This is a genomic window from Sphingomonas sp. (assembly GCF_041661885.1).
In the GTDB taxonomy this organism is placed as follows: domain Bacteria; phylum Pseudomonadota; class Alphaproteobacteria; order Sphingomonadales; family Sphingomonadaceae; genus Sphingomonas.
The window spans coordinates 253,333-265,286 of record NZ_JBAZTL010000001.1 but is presented as its reverse complement, the minus strand read 5'-3'; the positions used below and the strand labels follow the sequence as shown (position 1 = coordinate 265,286).

The 11,954-nt window shown below is 64.8% G+C and carries 13 protein-coding genes; 12 read left to right on the top strand and 1 reads right to left on the bottom strand.

Going from position 1 to position 11,954, the window contains the following annotated elements:
* Nucleotides 1–24: 24 nt before the first annotated feature.
* From WC704_RS01300 to WC704_RS01265, 8 genes are all read left to right on the top strand, one after another.
* Nucleotides 25–1,383: a protein adenylyltransferase SelO family protein gene (locus WC704_RS01300; RefSeq protein WP_372888187.1), complete on the top strand. Its 1,359-nt coding sequence runs from the start codon at nucleotides 25–27 to the stop codon at nucleotides 1,381–1,383.
* A gap of 30 nt (nucleotides 1,384–1,413) precedes the next feature.
* Nucleotides 1,414–2,865 carry a succinylglutamate-semialdehyde dehydrogenase gene (gene astD / locus WC704_RS01295; RefSeq protein WP_372888186.1) on the top strand — a complete coding sequence of 484 codons (1,452 nt, stop codon included), beginning with the start codon at nucleotides 1,414–1,416 and terminating at the stop codon, nucleotides 2,863–2,865.
* An 83-nt stretch (nucleotides 2,866–2,948) separates the two neighbouring features.
* Nucleotides 2,949–3,122 carry a hypothetical protein gene (locus tag WC704_RS01290; protein WP_372888185.1) on the top strand — a complete coding sequence of 58 codons (174 nt, stop codon included), beginning with the start codon at nucleotides 2,949–2,951 and terminating at the stop codon, nucleotides 3,120–3,122.
* Nucleotides 3,123–3,214: 92 nt separating this feature from the next.
* The gene (gene cobA, locus WC704_RS01285) at nucleotides 3,215–4,003 is read left to right on the top strand and encodes a uroporphyrinogen-III C-methyltransferase (protein ID WP_372888184.1); all 789 of its coding nucleotides are present in this window, start codon (nucleotides 3,215–3,217) and stop codon (nucleotides 4,001–4,003) included.
* On the top strand, nucleotides 4,000–4,296 hold the full coding sequence (locus tag WC704_RS01280) for a DUF2849 domain-containing protein (RefSeq protein ID WP_372888183.1): 297 nt from the start codon (nucleotides 4,000–4,002) through the stop codon (nucleotides 4,294–4,296). Before cobA ends, WC704_RS01280 begins: the two co-directional genes overlap by 4 nt.
* Before the next feature lie 240 nt (nucleotides 4,297–4,536).
* Nucleotides 4,537–6,168, top strand: coding sequence for a nitrite/sulfite reductase (locus WC704_RS01275; RefSeq protein WP_372888182.1), 1,632 nt, complete (start codon nucleotides 4,537–4,539; stop codon nucleotides 6,166–6,168).
* Complete coding sequence (locus tag WC704_RS01270; RefSeq protein ID WP_372888181.1) at nucleotides 6,161–6,568, top strand: DUF934 domain-containing protein; 408 nt, start codon at nucleotides 6,161–6,163, stop codon at nucleotides 6,566–6,568. Before WC704_RS01275 ends, WC704_RS01270 begins: the two co-directional genes overlap by 8 nt.
* Nucleotides 6,561–7,316 (top strand): phosphoadenylyl-sulfate reductase, encoded by a 756-nt coding sequence (locus WC704_RS01265; protein WP_372888180.1) that lies wholly within the window; start codon nucleotides 6,561–6,563, stop codon nucleotides 7,314–7,316. Before WC704_RS01270 ends, WC704_RS01265 begins: the two co-directional genes overlap by 8 nt.
* A gap of 183 nt (nucleotides 7,317–7,499) precedes the next feature.
* Here the strand turns inward: WC704_RS01265 and WC704_RS01260 are convergent, their stop codons facing one another.
* Nucleotides 7,500–8,360, bottom strand: a complete 861-nt coding sequence (locus WC704_RS01260) for a metal-dependent hydrolase (RefSeq protein WP_372888179.1) — start codon at nucleotides 8,358–8,360, stop codon at nucleotides 7,500–7,502.
* Nucleotides 8,361–8,416: 56 nt separating this feature from the next.
* Here WC704_RS01260 and WC704_RS01255 point away from each other — a divergent pair, with 56 nt between their 5' ends.
* From WC704_RS01255 to proB, 4 genes are read left to right on the top strand one after another with little or no spacing between them, the layout of a single operon-like run.
* On the top strand, nucleotides 8,417–8,998 hold the full coding sequence (locus WC704_RS01255; RefSeq protein WP_372888178.1) for a TetR/AcrR family transcriptional regulator: 582 nt from the start codon (nucleotides 8,417–8,419) through the stop codon (nucleotides 8,996–8,998).
* 35 nt (nucleotides 8,999–9,033) lie between these two features.
* Nucleotides 9,034–10,077, top strand: coding sequence for a GTPase ObgE (gene obgE / locus WC704_RS01250; protein ID WP_372888177.1), 1,044 nt, complete (start codon nucleotides 9,034–9,036; stop codon nucleotides 10,075–10,077).
* Nucleotides 10,078–10,107: 30 nt separating this feature from the next.
* Entirely contained in the window at nucleotides 10,108–10,665 is a 558-nt protein-coding gene (locus WC704_RS01245; protein WP_372888176.1) for a Uma2 family endonuclease, read from the top strand.
* Nucleotides 10,666–10,714: 49 nt separating this feature from the next.
* A complete protein-coding gene (gene proB, locus WC704_RS01240; protein ID WP_372888175.1) occupies nucleotides 10,715–11,833 on the top strand; it encodes a glutamate 5-kinase in 1,119 nt (372 codons plus the stop codon).
* The last annotated feature ends 121 nt before the right edge of the window (nucleotides 11,834–11,954 follow it).

Below are 11,954 nucleotides of genomic sequence, written 5' to 3'. Positions count from 1 at the left end.
GGTCGGCACCCTCCATATCCACGCATGAGCATTCCCCCGCAAGCATATGCACGCGAAAGCACGATCCTCGAACTGGGCGATGCGTTTTACGATTCCGTCGCCGCCGCTGATTTCCCCGAGACACGGCTCCGTTTTCGTAACGATCGCGCGGCGCAGGAGGTTGGGCTTGCCGGGCTTTCGGACACCGAATGGTTGCGCCATTTCGGGCGATTCGCACCCGTGCCGGGCAGCCTCGCCGAGCCGCTGGCGCTGCGGTATCACGGCCACCAGTTCCGCGTGTATAATCCCGAAATCGGCGACGGGCGCGGCTTCCTGTTCGCGCAAGTGCGGGATGCACGCGGGCGGTTGATGGATCTCGCCACCAAGGGATCGGGCACGACACCGTGGAGCCGCTTCGGCGACGGGCGGCTGACGCTGAAGGGCGGCGTGCGCGAGGTGCTGGCAACCGAAATGCTGGAAGCGCTGGGCGTCGCAACCTCGCGCAGCTTCTCGCTGATCGAAACCGGCGAAGCGCTGGAGCGCGGCGACGAGCCCTCGCCCACCCGCTCGGCGGTGCTGGTACGGCTGAGCCACGGCCATATCCGCATCGGCACATTCCAGCGCATCGCCTATTTGCGCGATGCCGAAAACATGACGCGGCTGGTCGGATACGTCCTGCGCAACCTGTATGATGAGCAGCCGGGCGATGCCGCCGCCGAACGGCTGCTCAACCTGGTGGTCGATCGCGCCGCGACGCTCGCCGCCAGCTATATGGCGGCGGGGTTCGTCCACGGCGTGCTCAATTCCGACAATATCAACGTGACCGGCGAAAGCTTCGATTACGGCCCGTGGCGGTTCGCACCAAGCTGGGACCCATCCTTTACCGCCGCCTATTTCGATCATGCCGGGCTTTACGCTTTTGGTCGCCAGCCCGAGGCGATTCATTGGGATGTGATGCAACTCGCAATCAGCCTGCGCACGATCAGCCCCGCGGAACCGCTAATTGCGGCGTTGGACGGCTTTGCCGGGCGCTATCAACGCGCCGTTTCCCGCGCGATCCTGTGGCGTCTGGGCGTTACCCCGCGCGATCCACAAGCGGACCGCGCCTTGGTGCAGGCGATCGAACGCGGGCTGCGCACCAGCGCGACCGGCATCGACCGCTTCTTCTTCGATGCCTTCGGCGGCACCGCGCCCGAGGGTGAGGCCTTTGCCGAAGCGCGCGTGGCGCTCGCGCCCTATGCCCCGCGCAAATCCCGCAAGCATCGTTATTGGCAAAGCGAGCCCTGTTCGATGCTGATCGATGAGGTGGAGGCGATCTGGGCGGCGATCGATCAGCGGGACGATTGGGGACCGTTCGAAACCAAGATCGCGCGGATCAGGGAAATGGGGGAAGCGCTTGCCTGATCCCCGCGCCACCTGAAGGTGGGAGTTTGAGTGGATTCGCGCGCAATTCTGGGGCAGAGACTGTCAGCAATGTCTTCCGAACTCCTTTCCTACGAACCCGCGACCGGTGCCCAATTGTGGCGGGGTGCGATTGGTGATGTCGATGCCGAGGTTGCCACGGCCCGCGCGAGTTGGGCGGCCTGGGCTGCGCAGCCGCTTGCCTATCGCATCGAGGCGCTACGCCGCGTTGCCAATGTTGTGCGCGCCCGCGCGGACGCCTTTGCCGATCTGATCGCGCGCGAAACCGGCAAGCCCTTGTGGGAAGCGCGCACCGAAGTCGAAACCGTGATCGCCAAGGTCGACATCTCGGTCACCGCTTATGCCGAGCGCACGCCGCAACGTCGTCTCGATTCGCAAATGGGCGGACGCATGGCGCTGCGCCACAAACCGCACGGCGTGCTTGCGGTGCTGGGCCCCTATAATTTCCCGGCGCATTTGCCGAACGGGCATATCGTGCCCGCCTTGCTCGCCGGGAATGCGGTGGTGTTCAAACCATCCGAAAAGACCCCGGCATCAGGCGCATTCCTCGTCGAGTGCTTCCACGCCGGCGGCGTGCCCAGCGGGTGCATCCGCCTGCTGATCGGCGGTGCCGCCGAGGGCAAGGCGCTGGCCGCGCATGACGGGATCGACGGGCTGCTCTTCACCGGATCGGCGCATACCGGGATCGCACTCAACCGCGCTTTCGCGACCCGGCCCGAGAAGATTCTCGCGCTGGAAATGGGCGGCAACAATCCAATCGTCGTCTGGGACTCACCCGATCTGCATTCGGCCGCCGTCATCATCGTGCAATCGGCCTTTACCAGCGCGGGCCAGCGCTGCACCGCCGCACGCCGCCTGATCGTCGATGAAAAGCTTTATGCTCCGCTGATGGACGAAGTCACCAAACTCGTCAGCCGCATCATCGTCGACGAACCCCATGCAAACCCCTCGCCCTTCATGGGGCCAGTGATCGACAATGAAAGCGCGGACCTGCTAACCGAAAGCTTTCTGGAGTTGATGATGCGCGGGGGGCGCCCGATCCGCCATCTCGAACGCCCGATCGCCAATCGCCCATTCCTGCGCCCGGCGTTGATCGACACGACCGAGATGAACGATCGCCCCGACATCGAATTGTTCGGACCGATTTTGCAAGTCATCCGAAAATCGAGCTTCGAGGACGCGATTACCGAAGCGAACAACACCCGCTACGGCCTGTCGGCCTCCTTGCTCAGCCAGAATCCGGTGCTGTACGATCAATTCTGGGCCAATGCGCGCGCCGGGATCGTCAACTGGAACAAGCCGACCAACGGCGCGTCGTCCGCCGCGCCGTTCGGCGGCATCGGCTGGTCGGGCAATCATCGCCCGAGTGCCTATTACGCCGCTGATTATTGCGCTTATCCGGTCGTTTCCAGTGAAGCGGATCAGGCACGCGCGTCGATTGGGGTTGGTTTGCGCGACGCATAGCCCGATCAGGCCGCCCGCAATCCTCGGGTGCGGCCAACCGCTTGTCGCAAAATCAGGAACTTGCGGGCGTACGGCGCTTTTGCGTGTTCGTGAAACACGCCGACTGCCCACCGCCCCGCGCCCGAAAACTGAAAACCGAATCGGACAATTGCCTCGCCATCGCGATTCGCGAACGCGACAGCGCGGTCGCCGCCTTGCTGATCGACGAGGCCGCAAAATTGGCGCGTCGATCGAAGGAGTTGGCAGGCAAGGGTTGATTGCCTAGCGGAATAGTAGGGAAAAGCTGGCCTACCGCGCGCCCAAGCAACCTTGAATTGCCCAAGCGTCCCGTGCAGCCCATCTGACAGCGATGGCAACGCTTCTCGACCCCACCCCGCGCGGCCGCGTGATCCTTGTCGGTGCCGGGCCCGGTGACCCCGGCCTGTTGACCGTGCGCGCGGTCGCGGCGCTCGAAAGCGCCGATGTCGTCGTACATGATGGACTGATCGATCCGCGCGTACTCGACATCGCCCCCGCGATGGCGCAGCGCATTTCGGTCGCCAAACGGCGTGCGCGGCACACGCTGCCGCAGGAGGCGATCAACGCCCTCATTATCGCGCATGTGAAGACCGGCGCGATCGTGGTGCGGCTGAAGGGTGGCGACCCGTTTATCTTCGGCCGCGGCGGTGAAGAGGTCGAGGCGGTGCGCGCTGCCGGATTGCCGGTGGAGGTTATCCCCGGCGTGTCGGCGGCGCTTGGCTGTGCCGCCGAGGCGATGCTGCCGTTGACGCATCGCGACCATTCGAGCGCGGTGAGCTTCGTCGCGGGCCAGTGCAAGGGCCTGGCCGATCAGGATTGGTCGGGGTTGGCTGGCAAGGGCCGCACGCTTGTCATCTATATGGGCGTCGCCACCGCCGCCGACATTGCCGACAAGTTGATGCGCGATGGCGTCGCCCCCGAAATGCCGGTCGCGGTGCTCGAACGCGGCACGCTCGACGGCCACCGCGCAATCCGCACGTTGCTCGCCGATTTGGGGTCGATGGTCGAGCGCGAGAAGGTCGGCTCGCCTGCGATCATCGTGGTGGGGGAGGTTGTCGATCTGTCCGATGCCGAGGACAAATTGGGCCGCTGGGCCCGAATTGCGGAGTCTGTTGCTTGAAACTGCTGACCGGAAACGATTTGCCGACGGGTGATGTGCTGTGGTGGACGGGCTCGACCTGGTCGCGCCATGTCGAGGATGCCGTCGATGTGGGCGACCAGGGCGAAAGCGTTGCCCGCGCCGAGGAAGGCGCACGCCGCGTCAACGGTGCCTATGTGATCGACGCCACCGCCACGCCCGAGGGGCCCCGCCCCGCGCACATCAAGGACCGCGTCCGCGCGCTCGGGCCGACGGTGCGGCCTGATCTGACCTTGAAGCCTGCCGACCCCGCTGCGGGAAGCTGGGTCATATGATCTTTTTGCACGCGAAGGCGCGGAGACGCGGAAAAGAAGGTTTGTTCGCGCAGAGGCGCGGAGGACGCAGAGGCCGCTTAATTGCCGCGCAGCGGCCCTCATCTTCCGTAGTCGCAGGGTCATCCCTTCCCTCTGACGCGGGCGGTCTCCCGTCACCCAGCCCCTCTGCGTCCTCCGCGCCTCTGCGCGAACCAATTTTTCTTCTTTTCTCCGCGTCTCCGCGTCTCCGCGAGAATCACAATGTATAAATACGACCAATACGACCAGCAGATCATCGACGCGCGCGTCGAGGAGTTTCGCGATCAGGTAAAGCGCCGTCTGGCGGGGCAGATCACCGAGGACCAGTTCAAGCCGTTGCGGCTGATGAACGGCCTGTATCTGCAGCTCCACGCCTATATGCTGCGCGTCGCCATCCCCTATGGCACGCTCGACAGCCGCCAGATGCGGATGCTGGCGACGATCGCGCGCAAATATGATCGTGGCTACGGCCATTTCACCACGCGCCAGAACATCCAGTATAACTGGATCAAACTGTCCGACGCGCCCGACATCCTTGCCGATCTGGCGACGGTCGAGATGCACGCGATCCAGACCAGCGGCAATTGCATCCGCAACATCTCGTCCGACCAATATGCTGGCGCCGCCGCCGACGAAGTCGCCGATCCGCGCGTGTGGGCGGAATTGCTGCGCCAGTGGAGCACCTTCCACCCCGAATTCAGCTATCTGCCGCGCAAGTTCAAGATCGCGGTGATCGGGGCCGAGGAAGACCGCGCGGCGATGCGGCTGCACGACATCGGCATTCAGTTGGTGAAGCGTGACGGCGTGCTCGGCGGGCGTATTTATGTCGGCGGCGGCATGGGCCGCACCCCGATGATCGCCCCCGAGATCAAGGATTTCGTCACCGCCGACGATTTGCTGAGCTATGTCGAAGCGTGCCTGCGCGTGTACAATCGCCATGGCCGCCGCGACAATATCTACAAGGCGCGGATCAAGATCCTGATTCACGAAATCGGCGCCGACGACTATCGCCGCCAGGTCGAGGAAGAGTTCGCGCACGTCAAATCGCTCGGGCTCGATCCGCCCAAGGCAGAGTTCGAGCGCATCACCGCCTTCTTTGCCTCTCCCGCGTTCGCAGCCGATGCACCGGAGACGATCGACCGCAGCGATCCCGATTTCGCGGTCTGGGTCGATCAGAACACCGCCGCGCACAAGCAGCCGGGCTATGCGATCGTCACGATCAGCCTGAAGCCCACCGGCGGCATCCCCGGCGACGCCACCGCCGAACAGATCGACCTGATGGCCGATCTCGCCGAGCGCTACAGCTTCGACGAACTGCGCGTGACGCATTCACAGAACATCGTCCTGCCGCATGTCCGCAAGGCCGATCTTTACGCCATTTGGCAGGCGCTCGACGGTGCCGGGCTCGCCCCCGCCAATCTCGACCTCATCAGCGACATCATCGCCTGCCCCGGTCTCGATTATTGCAGCCTCGCCAATGCACGCTCGATCCCGGTCGCGCAGAAGATCGCCACGCGCTTCGCCGACCAGAACCGCCAGCGCGACCTTGGCGAATTGAAGCTCAAGATCAGCGGCTGCATCAATGCCTGCGGCCATCACCATGCCGGGCACATCGGCATCCTCGGCGTCGACAAGAAGGGCACCGAAAATTACCAATTGCTGCTCGGCGGATCGGGCGCGGAGGATACCAGCCTCGCCAAGATCACCGGCCCCGGCTTTGACGAGGACGGCATCGTCGATGCGGTCGAAACCGTGACCAACGTCTATCTCGCCAAACGCGAAGCGGGCGAGCGCTTCCTCGACACCTATCGCCGCGTCGGCATGGACCCCTTCAAGGAGGCGCTTTATGGTTGAGCAACCGCATGACGAGCCCGCCGTCACGCTCGACGCGTTCCTCGATTCGCAGACCAACGCCACCGCCGTACGACTTGAGGCGGGCGACGATGCGCGCGCGCTGCTGCCCTATCTCGACCGGATTGCATTGGTCGAAGTGAGCTTCCCCACATTCCGCGATGGCCGTGGTTACTCCGCCGCGCGCGTGCTGCGCGAGGCGGGCTATACCGGCGAACTGCGTGCGCAAGGGGATGTCCTGGTTGACCAGATGCCGCTGATGAAGCGCTGCGGCTTTGACAGCTTCGCGCCGCAAGCGGAGATTGATCCCGCCACGCTCGAAGCCGCGCTTTCGCGCTACGAGAATGTCTATCAAAAGGCCGCCGACGGGCGCGTACCGGTCTGGGCGCTGCGGCATGGCTAGCACGGCCCGCAAGCTCGACCTGATCGACGTCACGCCCTTTTCCGCCGCCGATGCAGCGGCGATGGAAGCGCGTTTCGCCGGGGTTGGCACCAGCGAGATGCTGGGCGAACTGTTGACCGGCGAGCTCAAAGGGCGCGTCGCGGCGGTATCATCGTTTGGTGCCGAAAGCGCGGTGCTGCTCCACCTGATCGCGCAAATCGACCGCGATATTCCGGTGATCTTCCTCAACACGCAGAAGATTTTCGGGGAAACGTTGGCCTATCGCGATCAAGTGTCGGAGCAGCTTGGCTTTACGGATTTGCGCGTGTTCCGGCCCAATCCGCGTCTGCTCGCGGCGAAGGACGGCACGGGCTTGCGCTGGAATTACGATCCCGACGGCTGCTGCGACCTGCGCAAGGTCGAGCCGCTGCGCCGCGCGCTCAGCCCGTTCGACGCGTGGATTTCAGGCCGCAAGGGCTTCCAGGCGGGCACGCGCAAGGCGATGCCGCGCTTTGAGGAGGATGAGGGCCGCCTGAAGCTCAACCCGCTGGCGGATTGGGACAAAGCCCAGCTCGATGCCTATTTCGCCGAACACCAATTGCCGCGCCATCCGCTGGAAGCCGAGGGCTATCCCTCGATCGGCTGCGCGCCGTGCACGAGCAAGGTGCACCCCGGTGAAGACCCGCGCGCCGGGCGTTGGCGCGGCTGGGAAAAGGTCGAATGCGGCATTCACGTGCCGGAGAAGCCGGGCGAGGAGCCGGTATTTTAACGGGACGACGTCGTCTTCCCCCATGATCGTCATTCCCGCGCAGGCGGGAATCTATAATCGTAGCGATCGTTGAGGAGCGGTGAGGCCAACATGTATGGATCCCCGCCTGCGCGGAGATGACGGCTGAAGACTGGAAATCTTGCTCGTCGACAAGCTCAGGGCGAACCAAGGTATCGTCGGCCGCTAAGCCGCGACCACCGCCCTCGGCAGCACCGCCGCAGCATAATCACTTTCCGCCAGCGCGATCAACGCGCGGTCGTCATGCTTCCACGGATGAAAGCCCGGCAGGAAGAAAGCGAGCCATGCCCCGAGGATTTTCCGCGCCATCCCCGGCTGCCCAAGCGCATACCACAGAATCCCGAGATGCGCCCGCGCGCCGGTAATGCCGTCCTGCCGCAGCAGCTCGAGCATGCCCTTGTACCGCCCAGCGAAAAACTTCTGCGTCGTGCCGATCATAACCAGCGCCTTGATCTTCCAGCGCTGCCACCGCGACCAGTCGCGCGTCGCGTGGAGCCAGGTGTCGTAGGCTACGCCCTTATGCTCGATCTCCTCGGCGGCGTGCCAGCGCCACAACGCCGCCGCCTGTTCATCCCCGCCCGCCAGATGGCGCGGATCGGCGATCAATTGATGCGCAAGCATCGCGGTAAAATGCTCCAGCGCCATCGTCGCAGCCAGGCTCGCGATCGGCGGACGCCCCTTGGTCAGCGCCAGCGCCTCGTCGATATGCCGCTCCAGCAGCGTCACGTCATAGCCCTGATCGGTGACATGACGGTTGAAGGCGATATGTTCGCGCGTGTGGATCACTTCCTGCTTGATGAACGCCTGAATCTCGGCGTGCAGGCGCGGCGGCGTGCCCTCGCGGAAATTGCGCACGCTTTCGATGAAAAACCCCTCGCCCTTGGGAAACGTCACCGACAGCGCATTGTAGAAGGCGGTCGCAAACGGATCGTTATTGAGCCACCACCGCCGCATCGGCGTGCCGCGCCCGAAGCGCAGATCGCGCGGCGTGATCGACAGATCTGCAGGACTTGTTGCTTTCGCCACGAAAAACTCCGTACAGCGGGGAATAACAGGTCCGAAACTATGAGCTACTTACACTCGTGTCAATAGTGCGCAAACGGCTTACCCCGGAGGAATCGCGGGACGCCGCGATTGAGGCTGCGCGTGCGTTGCTGGTCGAACAGGGCCCGCAAGCCGTCACGCTCAAAGCCGTAGCGGCGCGGATCGGGCGGACGCACGCCAATTTGCTGCATCATTTCGGCTCGGCGGCGGACCTGCAAAAGGCGCTCATCACGCATCTGGCGGATTCGATCACAGCGCAAATCGGCGCGGCGGCGAAGCGTGCACGCGTGGGCGAAGCCGATCCGCGCGAAGTGGTCGATCTCACCTTCGACGCCTTCGCCCACGGCGCGGGGGCGATGGCCACGTGGATGATTCTGTCGGGCAATCACGATGCGCTCGACCCCGTGCTCAACGCGATCCACCGACTGGTCGACGAACTGGCCGAGGATGAGGATTCGGGAAAGCCGATCTACGAGGACACGCTCCAGCTCGTGCTGATGGCGATGGGCGATGCGCTGCTCGGCAAGGCGATGGCGAGCGCGCTGGGCCTGCCGCCGGAAGCCGCGCGGACCATCGCCACGCGCGCTTTGATCGCCTCGCGCAGCGTGCTGCCAGCCTGACTGGCTAAAATCGCAATTTCCGCTAAAGAGCGGTCATGCATTTTCTTGACCAAGCAAAGATCTTCGTCCGGTCGGGCGCGGGCGGCCCCGGTGCCGTCAGCTTCCGGCGGGAGAAGTACATCGAATATGGCGGCCCGGACGGCGGCAATGGCGGCAAGGGCGGCGACATCGTGTTCGAGGCCGTCGCCGGTCTCAACACGCTGATCGACTTCCGCTACACGCAGCATTTCCGCGCCCCGCGCGGGCATGGCGGATCGGGCTCGAACCGCACTGGCGCAGGCGGCGACGATCTCATCATCCGCGTGCCCATTGGCACGCAGGTGCTGAGCGAGGATAAGGAAGAGGTGCTCGCGGATTTCACCGTTCCCGGCGAACGGGTCGTGTTCCTGCGCGGCGGCGATGGCGGTCGCGGCAACGCCACCTACAAGACCTCGACCAACCGCGCCCCGCGCCAACACGGTACGGGCTGGCCCTATCAGGAAATGTGGGTGTGGCTGCGGCTGAAGCTGCTCGCCGATGCCGGACTGGTGGGCCTTCCCAATGCCGGAAAATCGACCTTCATCAATGCGGTGACCAATGCGCAGGCCAAGGTCGGTGCCTATCCTTTCACCACGGTGCGCCCGCAACTGGGCGTGGTCAGCCGCCACAATCGCGAATTCGTCGTCGCCGACATTCCCGGCCTGATCGAGGGTGCAGCGGACGGTGCCGGGATTGGCGACCGCTTTCTGGGGCACATCGAACGCTGCAAGGTGTTGCTCCACCTGGTCGATGCGACCGAGGATAACCCTGTGGAAAACTACCGGATCGTCCGTGCAGAACTCGACGCCTATGGCGCAGGGCTTGTGGATAAGCCGCAAGTGATCGGCCTCAACAAGATCGACGCGCTCGATCCCGCCGAGGTGAAGAAGCTCGTCACCAAGCTCAAGCGCGCGAGCAAGGCCGATGTTCTGCCGATGTCGGGCGCGGGCGGCGCAGGCATTGAGGCGGTGGTCGACCGGCTGATCGAGGTGATCGGCCCGGCGGAAGGCGCCCCCGCGCGCGACGATGACACGCCACCGGGCGAGTGGTCGCCTGTTTGAGACGCGCGCGTCCTCTGGTATAAGCGCCACATGGCCACGCAACCCGTCTATCCGCTGCTGACCGCCGAGGACTTTCTCGAGATCGATTTTGGCGACCGCAAAGCCGAACTCGATAACGGCGTGATTCGGATGATGGCAGGCGGCACCGCCAGACATGCGCGTGTGCAGGGAAATCTCTACGTCGCGCTTGCCGTTCGTCTTCGTGGCACGGGATGCACGCCGTATAATTCCGATATGGCCGCCCGCACGCGCGACCATTCGGTCCGGTATTCGGACCTTTCGGTTTATTGTGGCCGGGACGGCGCAGAGGACGATGATGCGAAGGCGTTTAACGATCCTCGGGTCCTCTTCGAGGTCCTCTCCGCAGGCACCGCACGCACCGACCTGCGCGTAAAGCTCGACGAATATAAGGCACTGCCAAGCGTCGACACGATCGTCTTTGTCGACATCGCCACCGAGCGGCTGCGGATCATCCAGCGTACCGGCCCGAGCGGCTGGACCGACATCGCCTATGACGCGCCAACCGACGTCGCCTTGCCCGCCCTCGACGTAACGATCCCGCACGCCGAGATTTTCGCGCGCGACTGAAACCACGCGACGGTTGGCGAGAGCGGTAACGCGCGCTAACGCAGTCACAATGTCCGCCTTTTCCCCTGCCTCCACACCTCGCCTGATCGTCAAGGTCGGTTCGTCGCTGCTTGTCGCGCCCGACGGGACCGTGCGTCGGGCCTGGCTGGCGAGTTTGGTCGCCGACATCGCCGCGCGCGTGCGGCTAGGCCAGGAAATCGCGGTGGTGTCCTCGGGCGCAATCGCGCTTGGCGCGCGGCGCTTGAAGTTGCCCAAGGGCGGCCGCGCCAGCCTGGAAGATGCCCAAGCCGCCGCTGCTACCGGGCAAATCGCACTGTCGGGCGTCTGGGCCGAACTGCTCGCCGCCGAGGGCCTGACCGCCGCGCAGATGCTGGTCACGCTTGACGATCTCGAGGATCGCCGCCGCTATCTCAACGCTGCCGCCACGCTTGGGCGGCTGCTGTCGCTGGGCGTGGTGCCGGTCATCAACGAAAATGACAGCGTCGCCACTGAGGAAATCCGCTTCGGCGACAATGACCGGCTCGCCGCGCGCGTGGCGCAGGCGGCGGGCGCGCAGGGTGTGATCCTGCTGTCCGACGTCGCTGGCCTCTACGACGCCAACCCCAACACCAACCCCGACGCCACGCTGATCGAACGCGTCGAGCGAATCGATGCGCGGATCGAGGCGATGGCCGATGGCGGATCGGGGTCGGGCATGGGATCGGGCGGGATGGTCTCGAAAATCGCCGCCGCGCGCATCGCCACTGCCGCCGGGGCGCAGCTCGCGATCGTGTCCGGCCATGCCGAACATCCGCTCGCGACGTTCGACGCAACCGCGCGCGGCACGGTGTTCGCTGCCGAACGCGCCGCACCTGCGCGCAAGGCCTGGCTGGCGGGCGGACTCACCGCAAAGGGTGAGATCATGATCGACGCAGGCGCGGCGCGCGCGCTCGCGGACGGCAAGAGCCTGCTCGCCGCCGGGGCGACGCAGATTTCGGGCAGTTTTGCGCGCGGTGATCTGCTGTCCGTGGTCGGGCCCGACGGGCGCACGCTGGCGCGGGGCCTGAGCGAATATGATGCCGCCGATGCCGCCGCGATCACCGGCAAGCGCAGCGACGAACATGCCGCGATCCTTGGCTATGCCCCGCGTGCGGCGTTGATCCACCGCAATCATATGGCGCTGGTGTGAAAGTGAGCCGCCCCCTAGTTCCTTCCCCGGCGAAGGCCGGGGCCCAGTTACGATGCGGCAGTAACTCTGGCGCCTCGCGCGATCCCGAGAGGCCTCTCAACTGGCCCCCGGCCTTCGCCGG